At 58.2% G+C, this 18,865-nt stretch carries 18 protein-coding genes; 9 read left to right on the top strand and 9 right to left on the bottom strand.

Annotated elements, in window-relative coordinates; genetic code table 11:
• Positions 1–20: 20 nt before the first annotated feature.
• On the top strand, positions 21–1,385 hold the full coding sequence (locus ACJJU9_RS23435) for a formimidoylglutamate deiminase (RefSeq protein ID WP_407729648.1): 1,365 nt from the start codon (positions 21–23) through the stop codon (positions 1,383–1,385).
• A 75-nt stretch (positions 1,386–1,460) separates the two neighbouring features.
• On the opposite strand, the gene ACJJU9_RS23440 is transcribed toward ACJJU9_RS23435, so the two are convergent.
• On the bottom strand, positions 1,461–3,395 hold the full coding sequence (locus ACJJU9_RS23440) for an ATP-dependent DNA helicase RecQ (RefSeq protein WP_407729649.1): 1,935 nt from the start codon (positions 3,393–3,395) through the stop codon (positions 1,461–1,463).
• A 202-nt stretch (positions 3,396–3,597) separates the two neighbouring features.
• On the opposite strand from ACJJU9_RS23440, the gene ACJJU9_RS23445 reads away from it, so the two are divergent.
• Genes ACJJU9_RS23445 through ACJJU9_RS23455 form a run of 3 tightly spaced genes read left to right on the top strand, consistent with a single transcriptional unit; the run spans position 3,598 to position 4,481 of the window.
• Entirely contained in the window at positions 3,598–3,870 is a 273-nt protein-coding gene (locus ACJJU9_RS23445; RefSeq protein ID WP_407729650.1) for a BrnT family toxin, read from the top strand.
• Positions 3,830–4,108, top strand: a complete 279-nt coding sequence (locus ACJJU9_RS23450; RefSeq protein ID WP_407729651.1) for a BrnA antitoxin family protein — start codon at positions 3,830–3,832, stop codon at positions 4,106–4,108. Before ACJJU9_RS23445 ends, ACJJU9_RS23450 begins: the two co-directional genes overlap by 41 nt.
• A gap of 22 nt (positions 4,109–4,130) precedes the next feature.
• Positions 4,131–4,481 carry a DUF1493 family protein gene (locus ACJJU9_RS23455; protein WP_123751042.1) on the top strand — a complete coding sequence of 117 codons (351 nt, stop codon included), beginning with the start codon at positions 4,131–4,133 and terminating at the stop codon, positions 4,479–4,481.
• Positions 4,482–4,547: 66 nt separating this feature from the next.
• Here the strand turns inward: ACJJU9_RS23455 and ACJJU9_RS23460 are convergent, their stop codons facing one another.
• The 5 genes from ACJJU9_RS23460 to ACJJU9_RS23480 all read right to left on the bottom strand — a co-directional run bounded on the left by ACJJU9_RS23460 (position 4,548) and on the right by ACJJU9_RS23480 (position 8,678).
• Positions 4,548–4,886, bottom strand: coding sequence for a type II toxin-antitoxin system RelE family toxin (locus ACJJU9_RS23460; RefSeq protein ID WP_407729652.1), 339 nt, complete (start codon positions 4,884–4,886; stop codon positions 4,548–4,550).
• Complete coding sequence (locus ACJJU9_RS23465) at positions 4,855–5,124, bottom strand: type II toxin-antitoxin system Phd/YefM family antitoxin (protein ID WP_314915325.1); 270 nt, start codon at positions 5,122–5,124, stop codon at positions 4,855–4,857. Before ACJJU9_RS23465 ends, ACJJU9_RS23460 begins: the two co-directional genes overlap by 32 nt.
• A gap of 345 nt (positions 5,125–5,469) precedes the next feature.
• Entirely contained in the window at positions 5,470–7,014 is a 1,545-nt protein-coding gene (locus tag ACJJU9_RS23470) for a phosphoenolpyruvate carboxykinase (RefSeq protein WP_153331510.1), read from the bottom strand.
• Between the two features lie 179 nt (positions 7,015–7,193).
• Complete coding sequence (gene hslO / locus ACJJU9_RS23475; RefSeq protein ID WP_153331509.1) at positions 7,194–8,108, bottom strand: Hsp33 family molecular chaperone HslO; 915 nt, start codon at positions 8,106–8,108, stop codon at positions 7,194–7,196.
• A gap of 165 nt (positions 8,109–8,273) precedes the next feature.
• The gene (locus ACJJU9_RS23480) at positions 8,274–8,678 is read right to left on the bottom strand and encodes an RNA-binding S4 domain-containing protein (protein ID WP_331368414.1); all 405 of its coding nucleotides are present in this window, start codon (positions 8,676–8,678) and stop codon (positions 8,274–8,276) included.
• A gap of 274 nt (positions 8,679–8,952) precedes the next feature.
• Between ACJJU9_RS23480 and ACJJU9_RS23485 the strand changes: the two genes are divergently transcribed.
• Complete coding sequence (locus ACJJU9_RS23485) at positions 8,953–9,402, top strand: ATP-dependent zinc protease (protein ID WP_173430587.1); 450 nt, start codon at positions 8,953–8,955, stop codon at positions 9,400–9,402.
• A complete protein-coding gene (rimK, locus tag ACJJU9_RS23490) occupies positions 9,399–10,304 on the top strand; it encodes a 30S ribosomal protein S6--L-glutamate ligase (RefSeq protein ID WP_048366762.1) in 906 nt (301 codons plus the stop codon). The genes ACJJU9_RS23485 and rimK overlap by 4 nt, the downstream gene beginning before the upstream one ends.
• Before the next feature lie 91 nt (positions 10,305–10,395).
• Here rimK and ACJJU9_RS23495 read toward each other — a convergent pair whose 3' ends face one another.
• Complete coding sequence (locus ACJJU9_RS23495; RefSeq protein ID WP_153331508.1) at positions 10,396–11,709, bottom strand: ATP-binding protein; 1,314 nt, start codon at positions 11,707–11,709, stop codon at positions 10,396–10,398.
• Between the two features lie 111 nt (positions 11,710–11,820).
• Positions 11,821–12,561 carry a two-component system response regulator OmpR gene (ompR, locus tag ACJJU9_RS23500; RefSeq protein WP_123751038.1) on the bottom strand — a complete coding sequence of 247 codons (741 nt, stop codon included), beginning with the start codon at positions 12,559–12,561 and terminating at the stop codon, positions 11,821–11,823.
• Positions 12,562–12,919: 358 nt separating this feature from the next.
• On the opposite strand from ompR, the gene ACJJU9_RS23505 reads away from it, so the two are divergent.
• From ACJJU9_RS23505 to gshA, 3 genes are all read left to right on the top strand, one after another.
• Positions 12,920–15,241: a Tex family protein gene (locus ACJJU9_RS23505; protein ID WP_048366765.1), complete on the top strand. Its 2,322-nt coding sequence runs from the start codon at positions 12,920–12,922 to the stop codon at positions 15,239–15,241.
• The gene (locus ACJJU9_RS23510) at positions 15,241–15,624 is read left to right on the top strand and encodes a PaaI family thioesterase (RefSeq protein ID WP_048366766.1); all 384 of its coding nucleotides are present in this window, start codon (positions 15,241–15,243) and stop codon (positions 15,622–15,624) included. Before ACJJU9_RS23505 ends, ACJJU9_RS23510 begins: the two co-directional genes overlap by 1 nt.
• A gap of 199 nt (positions 15,625–15,823) precedes the next feature.
• A complete protein-coding gene (gene gshA, locus ACJJU9_RS23515) occupies positions 15,824–17,407 on the top strand; it encodes a glutamate--cysteine ligase (protein ID WP_407729653.1) in 1,584 nt (527 codons plus the stop codon).
• A 133-nt stretch (positions 17,408–17,540) separates the two neighbouring features.
• Here gshA and argA read toward each other — a convergent pair whose 3' ends face one another.
• Positions 17,541–18,839 carry an amino-acid N-acetyltransferase gene (argA, locus tag ACJJU9_RS23520; protein ID WP_048366768.1) on the bottom strand — a complete coding sequence of 433 codons (1,299 nt, stop codon included), beginning with the start codon at positions 18,837–18,839 and terminating at the stop codon, positions 17,541–17,543.
• Between the last annotated feature and the right edge of the window lie 26 nt (positions 18,840–18,865).

Genomic DNA, 18,865 nt, shown 5'->3' on the forward strand with positions numbered 1-18,865 from the left:
CACGATGGGGTGCCGAACCGATGTCCGTCTTCTTCGCTGAACGTGCGCTGTTACCCACAGGCTGGGCTACTCATGTCCGCATCGAGGTCGGGGCCGACGGCTTTCTGACCCGCATTCAAGCCAATGCCGATGCCCAAGGCGCACAACGCTTGAACGGCCCGGTGTTACCGGGCATGCCGAATCTGCACTCCCATGCGTTTCAGCGGGCCATGGCCGGTTTGGCCGAAGTGGCGGGCAACCCCAACGACAGCTTCTGGACCTGGCGGGACCTGATGTACCGGCTGGTCGGAAAAATCAGCCCTGAGCAATTGGGCGTCATCGCCCGCCAGTTGTACATCGAAATGCTCAAGGCCGGGTACACCTCGGTGGCGGAATTCCATTACGTGCACCACGACCTGTCGGGCCAGCCTTACGCCAACCCGGCCGAGCTGGCGCTGCGCATCAGTGAAGCGGCGCGCTCCACCGGCATAGGCCTGACGTTGCTGCCGGTGCTGTACAGCCATTCCGGTTTTGGCGGCCAGGCGCCTAACGAGGGTCAGCGCCGTTTTATCAACAGCACCGAGCAGTACCTGACCTTGCAGCAGCAGTTAAAGCCCCTGCTGGCGCAACAACCGGCGCAACAAATGGGCCTGTGTTTCCACTCGCTGCGGGCGGTCACCCCCGAACAACTAAACGACGTGCTGCGCGCCAGCGACACGGCGTGCCCGGTGCATATCCACATCGCCGAGCAGCAAAAGGAAGTCGATGACTGCATGAGCTGGAGCGGCAAACGCCCGATCCAATGGCTCTATGACAACGTTGAAGTCGACGCGCGCTGGTGCCTGGTGCATGCCACCCACGCGACCCCCAATGAAGTGCGCCTTATGGCGCACAGCCAGGCCGTGGCCGGGCTGTGCCTGACCACAGAAGCCAACCTGGGCGACGGAATTTTCCCGGCGGTGGACTACCTCGCACAAAACGGCCGCATGGGCATTGGTTCAGACAGCCATGTGTCGTTGAGCGTGGTTGAAGAGTTGCGCTGGCTGGAATACGGCCAGCGTTTACGCGACCAACGGCGCAACCGCCTGTACCGCAGTGACCAGCCGATGGTCGGGCGCACCCTGTACGACGCCGCCGTGGCGGGCGGTGCACAAGCGATGGGCCAGCCAGTGGCCGGATTGGCCGTGGGCCAGCGGGCTGACTGGCTGGTACTCGACGGCAACGACCCGTACCTGGCGACGGCCCAGGAAGACGGAATTCTTAACCGCTGGTTGTTTGCCGGTGGCGATCGGCAGGTCCGTGACGTGGTGGTGAACGGCCAATGGGTGGTGCGTGACGGGCACCATGCAGATGAAGACGTGAGCAGCCGGGACTTCACTCGCGTGTTGCGTGAGTTATTGGGCTAAGCACCAATTTTCTGTAGGAGCGAGCTCGCCTCGCGATCTTTTAAAAGATCAAAAGATCGCGAGGCAAGCTCGCTCCTACATGGGGAGGTGGTGTTCGGCCCAGTGGCGTACGTCGGCGTAGGGGTAGTTTTCCAGGGCGGCAAAACCTGCAATCGAACGCGCTTTGATCTTGGTGAATAACGGCACGCTAATGCCGCACAAAAACCGGGTCACGCGTTCCGCCGGTGGATAACTGCCTGTGTATTCCTGATGCCTGTGGATAAAAGCACCGCACAGCGCGTCAAAGTTTTTATCCACAAGCGGCGCCAGCGCAGGCGGGTCGGGCAAGCGCGCAATCTGCCCCGCACACACAGAACAATGCCCGCACTGCTGCGGCGCCTGCTCATCGCCAAAGTACTGCGCCAGCCGATAACTCAGGCAGGTGTCACTGGAGAACAGCGCCAACATTGCGTGGATACGCGCAATTTCGCTGCGCTCATGGGCGGTGAAGTACTGATGCAACTCAAGGCTCAACGCCTGTGTATCCACCTCCGTCACCAGCACGTTATAGACCTCGGTCATCTGCTTGCTTTCAAGCTCGATCCAGCCCTTCTCCTGAAAGTAGTCCAGCGCCTTGACCACTCGATTGCGGTCCGCCTGATGCTGTTCGTACAGGGTGTCAAAGTTCACCGTGGCCCAGGTCCGGGCACGGCTGGAGGTCTGGATAATCGCCGCTACAAACTGTTGGCGCTCGCCTTCAAACTTGGCCAGCAAGGTGTCGGGTTCAATCAAGAACTTGAAACGGTACTCGGCAAAATAGGCATAACGCGGGGCGATCAGGCCGCGCAATTCCAGCTGCACCAAGAGGGTTTTGAGGGGTAACTGGCGGATGTTGCTCTGGTCCGACAGCGGCGTCAGCATGAACTCCCACTGCCCTTCGGCAATCGCTGCACTCAGTTCTTCCAGCACACAGCAAATGCCTTGCAGCTCTGGCGTATCGCCATACACAAAGTTCTCCAGGACATTGAGGCTGTCGCGATTGGCCAGGACCAGACACTCGGACGTTTCGCCATCGCGACCGGCGCGGCCGATTTCCTGGCTGTAGTTTTCAATCGACTTGGGCAGGTCAAAATGCACCACGTTGCGGATGTCGCTTTTGTCGATGCCCATGCCGAAGGCGATGGTCGCAACGATGCAATTGAGCTGGCCCGCCATGAACTGGCGCTGGATGCTTTCCCGTTGCTCGTGGGGCAAGCCGGCGTGGTAAGCGTTGGCGCTGATCCCGTGTTGGCTCAGGTGTTGGGCGATCTGTTCGGCAGTTTTTTGCAAGGTGACGTACACAATGCTCGGCTGGCCGAGACGCTCGCCCATCCACTGCACCAAGCGCTGACGCTTGGCCGCGCCGGTGACGGGCTCGACCCACAAATCCAGGTTGGCGCGATAGAAACCGGTGGTAATGACGTCTGACTCGGCAATCGCAAATTTGCGCTGCATGTCAGCGATCACCGCAGGCGTAGCCGTGGCCGTCAGCAGCAAGGCTTGCGGGATATTGAACTGGTGCTGGTAGTCCGGCAGCTTCAAGTAATCAGGGCGAAAGTTATGCCCCCACTCAGAAATACAGTGCGCCTCGTCCACCACCAGTAATGAAATAGGTACCTGCTGCAAAAAGTGGCGAAAGCGCTCGTTCTTCAGGCGCTCAACCGACACCATCAGAATCTTCAACTCCCCCGCCTTGGCCCGCGCCATGACAGCGCTGGCCTCATCGCGGCTTTGCACCGAATCGATACTGGCGGCAGCAATGCCATGACGCTGCAAAAACGCCAGTTGATCCTGCATCAGCGCCAGCAGCGGCGACACCACCAGCGTCAGGTGCGGCAGCAACAATGCAGGCAACTGATAACACAACGACTTGCCCGACCCCGTCGGAAAAATCGCCGCCGCCGAACGCCCGGCCAGCACCGCACTGATCGCCGCCTCTTGGCCTGCGCGAAACTGTGGATAACCGAAAACCTGTTCCAGGGTGTTGTACATCGCTGTCACTCCATTGACCGCCGCAGAGTCCTGAACCGTAGCGCAGGGTTTGCGGCGAATCGAGAAAAGGTCGGAGGCAAATTGAGAGGGGATGATACAGGGTAGTGGCAAGCAGCTTTGAATACCCTCCGTCTGAAGCGAGGGCAAAATTTGGCAACACCTGAATTTTGCAAGTATGCTTTATTGTGCATACGATAAATCCATGCAAATAACCTACGACATCGCTAAGCGCAACAAAACGTTGATTGAGCGGGGACACGATTTCGCCGATGCAGCAACCGTTTTTGCGGGTTGCCACTTAACGGCTGAGGACCTACGACAAAACTACGGAGAAGTCAGATTTATCAGCGTCGGCTTGTTACAACACCGCATAGTTGTTTTGGTCTGGACACCGCGCGGCGCGGACCGCCGTATTATTTCCATGAGGAAAGCCAATGAGCGCGAACAAGCACTCTACGCACATCGACTGGGTTGATCCCGATGATGCGCCTGAACTGATGGACGAGTTTTTTGAAATTGCCGATGAGTTTAAAGGCCCGCAGCTAGTCAAACGCGGAAGACCCAAAGCTGAAAAAGTACTTACGCGCATCACTATTCGGCTTGCGCCAGAGGTAGTGGATAAATTCAAGGCTTCCGGGCCCGGCTGGCAAACGCGGATGAATGCAGCATTGGCGGACTGGCTAAAAAACCACTCGCCTGAAGAGCTGTCTTGAGCCAATTTACGGACTATCCATCATGAAACTCGCCAGCACCCTCCCCGACACCCCGGCCCTGCGCGAGCTGATGCAGTTGCTGCATGAAGAAATCGGCCTGCCCGAGCACAAGACCATCAGCCTCAAGACCTCGATCAACCTCGACCTGGGTTGTAATGGCAGCGATGCCCAGCATTTGATGGAAAGCTTGGAAGAGCGCTTCGGGCTGGAACTGGCCGATTACGATGCGTATCGCTATTTCCACCCAGCGGGCAACGACCCGCATTTCAAGCGTAACGCCAAAGGCCGGGGCAACAAGGTGCCGCTGACCATTGGCATGCTGTATGAAGCCATCACACTCGGGCATTGGGACACACAAGCCCTGGAAGCCTGAACGGGACCTGTAGGAGCGAGCTTGTCTCGCGATCTTTCAAAGGCTAAAACGATCGCTCTCAGCAAATCAGTGAAGGCGCTTTTTAGCGGCTATGTAAGCCGCGTTATCATCGCGCCTGCCAACCCCCAGCACTAACACCACCAAGCGGTTATCAATGACTTCATACACCAGCCTTACACCGCTGGCGCGCAGTTTGATTTTGTAGCAATCAGCCATATTGCTGAGTTTTGCTGCCGGCACCCTGGGTGCTAACAGGCGTGATTTGAGCTTTTTCAACAGTTGGACCTGAAGAACTGGATCCAGCTTTGACAGTTCCTTTTTGGCTTCCATTACAAATTCAAGGGTATAGCGCTTGATCACATCTGCCTGAGGTTCAGTTCTTTTCGGCAGTGGCGATGAGCTCATCAATATCGACCTTGATAGCAGGATTGCCCCGCCGCTCATTGACCAGCTTTTCCAGCTCAGCGTCGTCAATCATCTCGAGCAGCAGCTCATAGCGCTCTGGCGAGAGGATGTAAAAAGCGGGTTCATTACGATTGAGAATAACCATCGGGTCGCCGCCGCTTTCGCGAAAGGTGCCCATAGGGTCCTTTTTCAAATCGGTTACAGAAGCTGCAACTTTAGCGAGTACGGTGAACGTCATATACGGCCTCATGTCTTTGAATAAGGGATGACTTATCCGTTATCGCTGTAAGTCATCAGAGCCAAAATTCATCTTTAGTCTGCGCGATAAGCCAAATCGAAACACTTAAGCGACTGGCCGTTGATCGCATGATAAGGGCCGAAAATAGCACGCTTAAAGATTTTATCAAAAGCACTTTTAAAAGGGCTTTAAAAGAATCAAAAGCCCACGTATCACTTCAGACAAGCTCGGTTATTGGATATACACCGATGCAGGAGCTGCCGAAGGCTGCGAGCTTTTAATTTTCAGGCACAAAAAACCGCCCTTTCAGGCGGTTTTTTTGTAGATCAATGCGCTAACCGATGCTTACAGCTTCGGGCCAGCAGCTTTGATCGCGTCGCTGACGTCGAACTTCTTGAAGTTCTCAACGAACAAGCCAGCCAGGGCTTTGGCCGCTTCGTCGTAGGCCGCTTTGTCAGCCCAGGTGTTACGTGGGTTCAGCAGGGCAGTGTCAACACCCGGTACGGCCAATGGCACGTCGAGGTTGATGGTGTCCAGGTGCTCGGTTTCTGCGCCGATCAGAGCACCGCTCTGGATCGCTGCAATCACGCCACGGGTGGTCGGGATGTTGAAGCGCTTGCCAACGCCGTAGCCGCCGCCAGTCCAACCGGTGTTAACCAGGTAAACCTTGGAGCCAAAACCGCGGATGCGCTTGATCAGCAGCTCTGCGTATTCGCCAGCAGGACGTGGGAAGAATGGCGCGCCGAAGCAGGTCGAGAAGGTCGACTTGATGCCGCTGCCCGAACCCATTTCAGTCGAACCCACCAGTGCGGTGTAACCCGACAGGAAGTGGTAAGCCGCTTGTTCTTCGCTGAGGATCGACACCGGTGGCAGAACGCCGGTCAGGTCGCAGGTCAGGAAGATCACAGCGTTTGGCTCGCCACCGAGGTTTTTAGGTGCGCGTTTTTCGATCAGTTCACGCGGGTAAGCAGCACGGCTGTTTTGCGTCAGGCTGTCGTCTGCGTAGTCCGCTTTTTTGGTGACTGGATCAATAACAACGTTTTCCAGTACCGCGCCGTGCTGGATGGCTTTCCAGATTACCGGCTCGTTTTTCTCGGACAGGTCGATGCACTTGGCATAGCAACCGCCTTCGATGTTGAACACCACGCCCACGCCCCAGCCGTGTTCGTCGTCACCGATCAGGTAACGGCTTTCGTCAGCCGACAGGGTGGTTTTACCGGTGCCCGACAGGCCGAAGAACAGGGTCACGTCGCCCTCTTCGCCCATGTTGGCCGCACAGTGCATCGGCAGAACGTCAACCGCTGGCAGCAGGAAGTTCTGAACCGAGAACAGGGCTTTTTTCATTTCGCCGGCGTAACGCATACCTGCGATCAGTACTTTTTTGGCTGCAAAGTTGATGATCACGCAACCGTCGGAGTTGGTGCCATCACGCTCTGGCTCGCACACGAAGTTCGGTGCGTTGATGATTTGCCACTCGTCTTTGCCCGCAGGGTTGTACTGTTCCGGGTTGATGAACAGGCAACGGCCAAACAGGTTGTGCCACGCGGTTTCGGTGGTCATTTTGACGGGCAGGTAGTGCGCCGGATCAGAGCCTACATGAACGTGAGAAACGAAACGCTCACGCTCAGCCACGTAAGCCGAAACACGGTCCCACAGAGCGTCGAACTTGTCGGCCGGGAACTTGCGGTTGATCGGGCCCCAGGCGATTGCGTCCTGAGTAGTCGGCTCTTCAACAATGAAGCGGTCAGCAGGTGAACGACCCGTGCGATGGCCGGTACGAACAACCAGTGCACCGCTGTCGGCAAGCTCGCCTTCACCACGGCTCAGGGCTTCTTTTACCAGATCGTCGATGCTCAGATCGATGTGCACGGCGTTATTAGCTTGCGTCATGAGGTTCCCCGTCGGCCATTGGCCGAGTGCGCCAAACGTTTTGTAGTAGAAATAGTTGCACTACTACCGCGAAAAAAGTGGGCCGGATTATGCCAGAAATGGCCAAAAAGAGTAGGGCCCACCTGTCAGAACCGCGCAAGAACGGCAATTGACAGGTGTTTCACCTGCGCTGAAACGTTTTAGTGATGAGTATTGGAAGGCGACTGAACACCCGCGCCGGAGAATAATTGATCCACATCGGCCGCATCGAACAGGTATTGAGCGTTACAAAACTGGCAATCGATCTCGATATGACCACCGTGTTCGGCCACCAGATTGAGCGCATCTTCATGGCCCAGGCTGGTCAATGCATTGCCTGAACGCTCACGCGAGCAACTGCATTTGAACTCAAGTGCTTCTGAGTCGAACACACGCACGGTTTCTTCGTGGTACAGACGGTGCAGGATGGTTTCGTTGTCCAGCCCCATCAGTTCTTCAGCCTTGAGCGTATCGCCCAGCATCAGCAGTTCTTTCCACTTATCGGCACGCTCGTCTTCGTCATCGATCACGTCGACCGGCAGTTGCTGCAAGAACATGCCACGTGCACGCAGGCCGTCTGCTTTCAGCCAGAAACGCGTAGGCACTTGCTGAGACATGACGAAGTAATTGGTGAAGCAGTCAGCCAGCGTGTCGCCATCCAGGTCCACAAAACCCTGGGAACGTTCGCCCACTTTGGGCACAACGGTAATGGCCAGCAGGCCGTCTGGCAGCAGGTCGGCCAAGGTGGCATCCGGGGCAATCTGCTCAGGATCAAAACGGGCCAGGCCACGGATTTCGCGCTCGCTGGTGCACTCGATGGTCAACAATGGCACCGGGCCTTCGGAACGTGCTTGCAGGCTCAGCAAACCGTCGTTTTTCTGGTTGCCCACCAGCAACGCCGCTGCCGCCATCAACTCGCCCAGCAATTGCTGGACCGGTTCTGGGTAGTTATGTTTGGCCAACACTTCTGCGTAGCTGTGCTCCAGCGAAACCAGCTCGCCACGGGCATCGCAGGTGTCAAACATAAAGCGTTGGGTGGCGTCTTTTGGGAGGTCGTTTTTAAGTAGATCGGACATAAGAATAGAGTTCTGAATGGGTTACTTAATGTAGATGGGGCTTTAACAGGCCGCTGGCTAATAACCCTATATGGCGTTTCACCTGCGCAGTTACAAGTCATGTCTGCACAGACACGACGCACGGCAAAGCAATGGCAGCCCACAACGTACCCGTCGTTGCCGTTGTTACAAATCGCTCACGTCATGCAACTGGTGCAGTTGGCGACGTTGTTTTTTGGTCGGCTTACCGTCGGTAGTGATCCCCATCGCCCCGGCCTTGCGCAGCGCAGCCGCGTTTTCGCGCTTGGCGATGCTTTGCTCGGTTTCGGCATACAGCGTTTGCGCCTCCGGGGCGCCACGACGTACGACTGACAAGGCTTTGACTTCGACGGTGCGCTCTTCAAGCCCTACCCGGATCTGCAACTCATCACCCACACGCGGCTCTTTGCTGGGCTTGCAACGCTCGCCACGGCAGTGAACCTTGCCACTTTCAATGGCCGCCTTGGCCAACGCCCGGGTTTTATAGAAGCGTGCGGCCCACAGCCATTTGTCCAACCGGACTTTGTCGTCCTCTTCCTGTTTCTGCGCCATTGGAAGCCCCTTCATTTAAATTCACAGAACTGTACTACTACTTTTGATGAACCAAGGAAGGAATACGCCCGATAGAATGCTCATCGGCCAACACTGCAGCTCAATCACTGCATTGCATCCCCCCGTAGGAAAACTGTCGCCATTTGCCAGCTATTCTGCGTGAATACCGCCTGTTGGCTTTCATGTGTGACCTGCAGGGCCTTTCCTGCAACCTGAATACGTTAATCGCTGGTTACTTATATTGAAGACATTTGATCATTTGACCGTTGTCGGTCTGCGCGAGTGGGTGGCGCTGCCCGATTTGGGCGTCGCCGGCTTGCGCGCGAAAATCGACACCGGCGCCAGTACCTCCAGCTTGCACGCCACCGAGATCGAGCCTTTTGAGCGCGACGGTGTCGAATGGGTACGTTTCAATGCCCATTTGGGCACGTTGGTACAACTGCGCCACCGTCGCTGCGAAGCGCCGTTAGTGGCGATTAAAACCATTAAGAGCTCAAACGGTCACACACAGGTGCGCTATGTCATACGCACCGACCTGGCCTTGGGTGATCATGTGTGGCAAGTCGAATTCACCCTCGCTTGCCGCAAATCGATGCGCTACCGCCTGTTGCTGGGCTCAAAAGCGCTGGTCGACGGCCAGTTGGTCGTTAACCCGGGGCAAAAATACGTTCAAGACAAGCCGGTGTTTCCGGTGACTACTACCTCCTCCAAAGGTGCTGCATGAAGATCGCTGTGCTGTCGCGCAACCCGCGTCTGTATTCCACTCGTCGCCTGGTTGAGGCCGGGACCGAACGAGGCCATCAGATGGTGGTGATCGATACCTTGCGCGCCTATATGAACATTGCCAGTCATAAGCCGCAGATCCATTACCGTGGCAAGCCACTGGAAGGCTTTGATGCAGTAATCCCGCGCATTGGTGCATCCGTGACGTTTTACGGCTGTGCGGTGTTGCGCCAGTTCGAAATGATGGGCGTGTTCCCGCTCAATGAGTCGGTGGCCATTGCCCGTTCACGTGACAAATTGCGCTCGCTGCAATTGCTCTCGCGTCGTGGCCTGGGCTTGCCGGTGACCGGTTTTGCCCACTCGCCGGATGACATTCCGGACTTGATCGAGATGGTTAACGGCGCACCGCTGGTGATCAAGGTGCTGGAAGGCACACAAGGCATTGGCGTGGTGCTGTGTGAAACCGCGACGGCGGCCGAGTCGGTGATCGAAGCCTTTATGGGCCTCAAGCAAAACATCATGGTGCAGGAATACATCAAGGAAGCGGGCGGTGCCGATATCCGTTGCTTCGTGGTGGGCGACAAGGTGATTGCCGCCATGAAGCGCCAGGCCAAGCCGGGCGAGTTCCGCTCCAACCTGCACCGTGGCGGCAGCGCCAGCCTGATCAAAATCACCCCCGAAGAACGCATGACGGCCATTCGTGCAGCCAAAGTCATGGGGTTGAGCGTGGCGGGTGTCGATATTCTGCGCTCCAACCACGGCCCGCTGGTGCTGGAGGTCAACTCATCGCCGGGGCTTGAAGGGATCGAAACCACCACGGGCAAAAATGTGGCGGGGATCATCATTGAGCATCTGGAAAAAAACAGCGGCCCGAACATGACGCGGACTAAAGGCAAAGGTTAACGCACCCCAAACGTGTAGGAGCGAGCTTGCCTCGCGATCTTTTAACAGATCAAAAGATCGCGAGACGAGCTCGCTCCTACAGGGTGTGTGTTTAAACGGCGCCGCGCGGCAACATCAAGCCCAGCGGCAGCCGAACTCTGGCTTCCAGGCCACCGCCAGCACGGTTACGCAACTCAACGTTGCCCCCGTGCATGGAGGCGATGCGTTTAACAATCGCCAGGCCCAGACCAGTGCCTTTGCCGCCTCGGGCACGGTCACCGCGAATAAACGGGTTGAAGATGTCTTCAAGCTCCGACGGGTCAATGCCTGCACCGCGGTCCATCACACTCAGCACCACGTAAGGCGCGCTGGTATCGCCTGACACATAGGCGGCCACTTCAACGTCATCCCCCGCATGGTGCAAGGCGTTGCCGATCAAGTTGTTGAGCAGACGCTTCATCGATACCCGGCGCAACGCAAACGGCTGAATGGGCTGCAAGCGCAAGCGCACCTGTTCGTCATTCTGGTTATACGGCGCAACGACTTCGCGGATCAGTTCGCACAGGTCAACTTCTTCAACCGGCTCATCGCGACCGTCGCGGATAAACGCCAAAAACTGATCCAGAATGGCGTCCATGTCTTCAATGTCGCGCACCATGTCGTCGGTCAGGTCGTTGTGGCTGCCCATCAACTCCAGCGACAAACGCAAACGCGTCAACGGCGTGCGCAAGTCATGGGACACACCCGCCAGCATCAGTTCGCGCTCGCGGCCTGCCTGTTCCACATCTTCAGCCATCTGGTTGAAGGCGCTGTACACCTCGGTCATTTCGCTCGGTGTATCACTGATCGGCAGGCGCACACTGCGGCCCTGCCCCAACTGCCTGGCCGCATAAACCAGCCGTTTAAGTGGCTGATTGAGCTGGCTGACGAAAATCCACGCCGAAGCAGTGGATAACAACCCGATGGCCAGGAACCAGCCCAGTACGCTCCAGATTTTTTGACCACGCAGCGGGTGCGGATACAACGGTACCTTTAGCCAGCCATCGCCCAGGCTCGGCGCTCGTACCCACAGCGCCGGAGGCGAGTGCATGCGCAAACGCACTTCGGTGTCAGCGCCCAGTTCGGCCTGCATCTGACGCTCGTAAATCTCGCTGTAAGGCCAGTGTTGCTCGCCTTCGGGCACCCCGCCGCCCACCACACGCGTCAGCGTTGCGGCATCGGCGATCTTGGCGCGGTTCTCTTCATCAGCTGCCCAATAGGCGCGCAGCACCAGGCCCACGCCGTGGCTGTATTGGCGGTCGACCAACATATCTTCGTTCATCAACAGATAAACCAGGGTCAATGCCTTGGAGAACAGGACGACGATGAGCACCAGCCAGAGGGTGCGGGAGAAAAAACTTTGGGGGAACCACAGAGGGGTTTTCATAGATGGCGCTTTACACGTTGCAGGGACGAGTACCAAGACCCGCAATAGAATGAAGTGCGAGCCACCCGGCGCCCTAAGGCCACTGGGTGACTCGCGCCTGCACAGGCGACATCACTTGGTTGCGTTGCCATCCGGCACGAACACATAACCGACACCCCAGACCGTCTGGATGTAGCGCGGTTTGGAAGGGTCCGGCTCGATCATGCGGCGCAGGCGGGAGATTTGAACGTCGATTGAACGCTCCAGGGCATCCCACTCACGGCCACGGGCCAGGTTCATCAGCTTGTCGCGGGTCAACGGCTCGCGCGCATGCATGACCAACGCCTTGAGTACGGCAAACTCACCGGTGGTGAGCATGTGTACTTCATCGCCACGCTTGAGTTCGCGCGTGGCCAGGGACAACTCGTAATCACCAAAGGTGACGCTTTCGTCTTCGCTACCCGGAGCCCCCGGTACAGGCGATGCCTGGCGGCGCAGAACTGCCTTTACCCGAGCCATCAGTTCGTCAGGGTTGAAGGGTTTGGACAGATAATCGTCGGCCCCCAGTTCAAGCCCTTTGATACGGCTCAGTTCGTCGCCTTTGGCCGTCAGCATGATGATCGGTATCTGGTTGTTGCCTGCACGCAAGCGGCGGCACGCAGACAGCCCGTCTTCGCCGGGCAGCATCAGGTCCAATACCACAAGGTTAAATACCTCACGAGCCAGCAAACGGTCCATTTGCTCGACGTTCGGCACAGCGCGGGCGCGGTAGCCCTTGCTGACGAAGAAACGCTCCAGCAGGCTGCTCAGCCCTGGATCGTCATCAACGATAAGAATTTTTTCGCCTTCAGCCGGTTGTGCAATGCTGCTCATTAGATGCTCCTGTGATCTCGGCGCGCATTATGGCTTAGCTGCTGTTATACGCATCGTGTGCATTGTTAGCAGATTTTTCCTTCACGGCCAGTGCGCCGAGTATAGCGGGTGAAGTGCGCAATCCCCTGAATCCGGGAACGCTGGTTATAATGCGCCGCCTTTTGTGTCAGGCAATCTCGGTTTTTCAAACATTGCGCCAGGATTTATTTTTTCAATGCCTGCCGTAATTTGCTGATTTCACGGGTCAACAGGCTGCCCTTTTGGCCCAGGTAGCGGCGCCCTTCGGGCCGCTCAACCAGTCTCGCAAGCCTTACAGCCCGGGCCTGCGAGCCTGCATCACAATTTGTCAGGTGGTTTTATGGACAGCATCAACAGCCGCATCGCCGAAGAACTTGGCGTGCGCCCGCAGCAGGTCGAAGCGGCCGTCGCTCTTCTGGATGAAGGCTCCACCGTACCCTTCATCTCTCGCTACCGTAAGGAAGTGACAGGCAGCCTGGATGACACCCAGTTACGTCATCTGGAAGAACGCTTGCGCTACCTGCGTGAACTCGACGAACGGCGTATCAGCATCCTCGCCAGCATCGAAGAACAAGGCAAATTGACGCCTGAACTGGCCCGCGACATCAAGCTGGCCGACACCAAGACCCGCCTCGAAGACTTGTATCTGCCTTACAAGCAAAAGCGCCGCACCAAGGGCCAGATCGCCCTGGAAGCCGGCCTCGGCGAACTGGCTGACGGCCTGTTCAACGACCCCAACCTCAGCCCGGACACCGAAGCCGCACGTTTTGTTGACGCTGAAAAAGGCGTGGCAGACGTCAAGGCCGCACTCGATGGCGCCAAGTACATCCTCATGGAGCGCTTCGCCGAAGACGCCAGCCTGCTGGATAAACTGCGCAGCTTCTTGAAGCAGGAAGCCACCCTCAGCGCCCGCGTTATCGCTGGCAAAGAGGAAGAAGGCGCCAAGTTCCGCGATTACTTCGAACACGACGAACCGCTCAAAAGTATGCCGTCGCACCGTGCGCTGGCGATTTTCCGGGGCCGCAACGAAGGCATCCTCAGCTCGTCGCTCAAGGTCGGTGAAGAACTGCCCGGCACGATGCACCCTGGCGAAATGATGATTGCCCAGCGCTTCGGCCTGGAAAACCAAAACCGCCCGGCAGACAAATGGCTGAGCGAAGTGGTGCGCTGGACCTGGAAGGTCAAGCTTTACACCCACCTCGAAACCGACCTGCTGGGTGAACTGCGCGACGCCGCAGAAACCGAAGCGATCAACGTGTTTGCCCACAACCTGCACGACCTGTTGCTGGCCGCCCCTGCTGGCCCGCGTGCCACGCTGGGCCTGGACCCGGGCCTGCGCACCGGCTGCAAGATCGCCGTGGTCGATGCCACCGGCAAACTGCTTGAGCACGCCACGGTGTACCCGCACGTGCCGCACAACAAGTGGGATCAGACCATCGCCATCATGGCCGCCCTGTGCGCCAAGCATTCGGTTGAGCTGATCGCCATCGGCAACGGTACCGCCAGCCGCGAAAGCGACAAATTGGCCCTTGAGCTGATCAAAAAATACCCGGCCCTGAAAGTCACCAAAGTGATGGTGTCCGAAGCCGGTGCATCGGTGTACTCGGCCTCTGAACTGGCCGCCAAGGAATTCCCGGACCTCGACGTGTCGATCCGTGGCGCCGTGTCGATCGCCCGCCGCCTGCAAGATCCGCTGGCCGAGCTGGTAAAAATCGACCCGAAATCCATTGGTGTCGGCCAATACCAGCACGACGTGTCCCAGCTCAAACTGGCACGCGGCCTGGACGCCGTGGTCGAGGACTGCGTAAACGCCGTGGGCGTGGACGTGAACACCGCCTCGGTCGCGCTGCTGGCGCGTATTTCCGGCCTTAACGCCACCTTGGCGCAAAACATCGTGGCCCACCGCGATGAAAACGGCGCCTTCAAAACCCGTGCGGCGCTGAAAAAAGTCAGCCGTCTGGGCGAGAAAACCTTCGAACAAGCCGCCGGTTTCTTGCGCGTCATGAACGGTGACAACCCGCTCGACGCCTCGGCCGTTCACCCGGAAGCCTACCCACTGGTGAAGCGCATCGCCTCGGACACCGAGCGTGACATTCGCTCGCTGATCGGCGACGCCGGCTTCCTCAAGCGTCTGGACCCGAAGAAATTCACCGACGAAACCTTCGGCCTGCCGACCGTCACCGACATCCTGCAAGAGCTGGAAAAACCCGGCCGCGACCCGCGTCCCGAGTTCAAGACGGCAGAGTTCCAGGAAGGGGTTGAAGACCTTAAAGACCTGGAGCTGGGGATGATCCTCGAAGGCGTAGTCACCAACGTGACCAACTTCGGTGCGTTCGTCGATATCGGCGTGCATCAGGACGGTTTGGTGCACATCTCGGCTTTGTCCGAGAAGTTCATCAAAGACCCGCGTGAAGCCGTTAAAGCCGGTGACGTGGTCAAGGTCAAGGTCATGGAAGTCGACATCCCGCGCAAACGCGTTGGCCTGTCGATGCGCATGAGCGATACCCCCGGTGAGAAAATCGACGGCGCACGCGGTGCCCGCCCAGGTTCTGCGCCGCGTCAGCAACACTCGGCCCCACGCAAGGAAACGGTCGCCGCTGCCCCGGCCAACAACGCAATGGCTTCGCTGTTCGCCAATGCCAAACAGCTGAAGAAACGCTAATGACGCTGCCTGAGGGTTTGACCCAAAGCGCGTTCAGCGAGTTGATCGGTTGTCGCGTCGAGTCGGTGGAAGACGGCATTGCGCACGTCGCGCTTAGCCTTGAGCCGCAGTTGCGCAACCGCGGCGGCAAAATGCACGGCGGGGTGATTTTTAGCCTGGTCGATATCACCATGGGGCTGGCCTGTTCCGGCGCCCATGGTTTTGACCGCCAAAGCGTGACGATCGAGTGCAAGATCAACTACTTGCGCTCCGTGTCAGACGGCGATGTGCTGTGCATCGCCAAGGTCATCCACCCCGGCCGACGGACGTTTGTCGTCGAAGCGGACGTCATGCAAGGCGACAAACTGGTCGCTAAAGCACAAGGCACGTTCGCTGTCCTGTAGCGGTCATCAGGTCATTTGAGTTAATTTCGGCACTGTGAAAGCAGTGCCGAAATGCGCTCGGAGCGCCGTAATACCGAAACAGGGACGGGGCTGAGCATCACCCCTACAAAGCCAGGCGACCACGCCGGTATAACTTCACCCTTGTAGACCGTCCTGACCACCCCCATATTGGGGCGACTGACGCGTGAAGGAATCTAACTTGAGCGAACTTCTCAACCGCCGCCTGAACTTACTTGGCGAGCGCACACACCTCTCTTTGCTCGAGCAGTGCCTGCATGGTATCGAGCGCGAATGCCTGCGCGTAACGGCCGATGCACGACTGGCGCAGACCCCGCATCCTGAAGAACTGGGGTCGGCGCTGACCAACGACCAAATCACCACTGACTATTCCGAGTCGCTGCTGGAGTTTATTACCCCGGCCCTGCCCGACCCTGCGGACACGCTGGCCAGCCTCGACAAGATTCACCGTTTTGCCTACAGCAAACTTGGTAACGAGTTCCTGTGGAGCCCTTCGATGCCGTGCCCGTTGCCGGCCGAAGAAGACATTCCGATTGCTTACTACGGCACGTCCAACATCGGTCAGCTCAAGTACGTGTACCGCAAGGGCCTGGCCCTGCGTTACGGCAAGACCATGCAGTGCATCGCCGGGATCCACTACAACTTCAGCCTGCCTGAAGCCCTGTGGCCGGTGCTCAAGCAAGCAGAGGGCTTTGTCGGTACCGATCGTGATTACCAGTCAGACGCCTACATCGCGCTGATTCGTAACTTCCGCCGTTACAGCTGGTTGCTGATGTACTTGTTTGGCGCCTCACCTGCGCTGGATGCCGGCTTCTTGCGCGGCCGTTCGCACCAGTTGGAGCAACTGGATGCCGACACGCTGTACCTGCCGTTCGCCACCAGCCTGCGCATGAGCGACCTGGGTTACCAGAGCAACGCCCAGGCGGGCCTCACGCCTTGCTACAACAACCTCGACAGCTACACCGACAGCCTGCGCAAGGCCGTGGCGACGCCGTACCCGCCGTATGTCGAGATCGGTACGCACAAAGATGGCGAATGGGTGCAACTGAACACCAACATTCTGCAAATCGAAAACGAGTACTACTCCAACATTCGCCCCAAGCGCGTGACCTACACCGGCGAACGCCCGATCCAGGCCCTGGTGGCCCGTGGCGTGCAGTACGTTGAAGTGCGCCTGCTGGACATCAACCCGTTCCTGCCGGTGGGCATCGACCTGCCGCAAGCACGCTTCCTGGACGCCTTCCTGCTGTATTGCGCGCTGCAAGAGAGCCCGCAATTCGAGAGCAGCGAATGCGGCAACTGCACCTCCAACTTCTTGAGCGTGGTCAAAGAAGGCCGCCGCCCGGGCCTGCAATTGCAGCGTCAGGGCCAAACGGTCGAGCTGAAAGAGTGGGCGGCAGAACTGCTGGAAAAAATCGCCCCGGTGGCGGCATTGCTGGACCAAGTGCATGGCAGCGACGCCCACAGCAAGGCACTGGACGATCAGTTTGCCAAGGTTAAGGACGTGTCCCTGACCCCGTCGGCCAAAGTGTTGGCCAACATGACTGAACACAAAGAAAGCTTCGCCCAGTTTTCGATGCGCCAGAGCCAGGCCCACGCGGAGTACTTCCGCGACACCCCGCTGAGCCCGGAAGACCAGGCCGCATTCGAAGCCAAAGCCAAGCAATCGCTACTCGAACAAGCCGAGACCGAGAAAATCGAAGAAGGTGATTTCGACCTGTTCGTGGCCTCGTACCAGGCGAGTATTTTGGCGATCAGTAACTAAGGCGACACAGCGACTCTGTAGTCGCTGTCGAGGCACGAAGGCTGCGATGCGGGCCGCAGGACCGCCGTCCGGGGTCGCTTCGCAACCCATCGCAGCCTTCGTGCCTCGTCAGCGACTACAGGCCTTGTATGTTTTACAGCGCCTTTTCAAAGATCTTGGAGTTGCGCTGAAAGTTGTACAGCGACGCCCGCGCTGCTGGCAGGCGTTCGACGCTGCTAGGCTCAAAGCCGCGTTCACGGAACCAGTGAGCCGTGCGTGTCGTGAGGACGAACAGGGTTTTCAGCCCCTGCGCCCGCGCACGGCTTTCGATGCGCTCGAGCAATTCATCACCCCGACGGCCATGACGGTACTCCGGGTTGACCGCCAGGCACGCCAGTTCACCGGCATCCGAATCCGCAATCTGATACAGCGCCGCGCAGGCGATGATCATGCCTTCGCGCTCAACCACGCTGAATTGCTCTATTTCACGCTCCAGCACTTCCCGTGAACGGCGCACCAAGATGCCCTGCTCTTCCAGCGGGCTGATCAGGTCCAGCAAACCGCCCACGTCTTCAATCGCCGCTTCGCGGGTGACTTCAAATTGTTCCTGGGCAACCAGGGTGCCGCCGCCGTGGCGGGTAAACAGTTCGGTCAGCAGCGCACCGTCTTCGGCGTAGCTGACGATGTGGCTGCGGGCCACGCCCCCGCTGCACGCCTCGGCAGCCGCTTCAAGCAATTCAGCCTGGTAATCACTGCCCAGACGCTTCATGTGCGCCGGGATTTGCTGTGGCCGCAACTCACGCACCAGCCGCCCTTGTTCATCCAGTAACCCGGACTCAGCGCCAAACAGCAGCAGTTTGTCAGCCCCTAGGTCGATAGCGGCGCGGGTGGCGACGTCTTCGCAGGCCAGGTTGAAGGTTTCGCCGGTGGGCGAGTAGCCCAAGGGCGACAGCAGCACGATGGAGCGCTCGTCCAGCAGGCGGTTGATGCCCTTGCGGTCGACCCGACGCACTTCGCCGGTGTGGTGGTAGTCCACGCCATCGAGCACGCCAATCGGCCGTGCGGTCACCAAGTTGCCGCTGGCCACGCGCAAACGCGAGCCCTGCATGGGCGATGAGGCCATGTCCATGGACAAGCGCGCTTCAATCGCAATGCGCAATTGGCCCACGGCGTCCATCACGCACTCCAGCGTCGCAGCATCGGTGATGCGCATGCCTTTGTGGTAATGCGGTTGCAGACCACGGGCTTCAAGGCGGCTTTCGATTTGCGGGCGCGAGCCATGAACCAGCACCAGCCGCACGCCCAAGCTGTGCAGCAGCACCAGGTCGTGGACGATGTTGCCAAAGTTGGGGTGCGCTACACCGTCGCCGGGGAGCATGACGACAAAGGTGCAGTCGCGGTGAGCATTGATGTAAGGGGAAGCATGACGCAGCCAGTTAACGTAATCGTGCATAACCAAAGCCTGTAAAAAATGAGCCG

Source organism: Pseudomonas helleri (genome assembly GCF_045830615.1).
Lineage (GTDB): Bacteria > Pseudomonadota > Gammaproteobacteria > Pseudomonadales > Pseudomonadaceae > Aquipseudomonas > Aquipseudomonas helleri.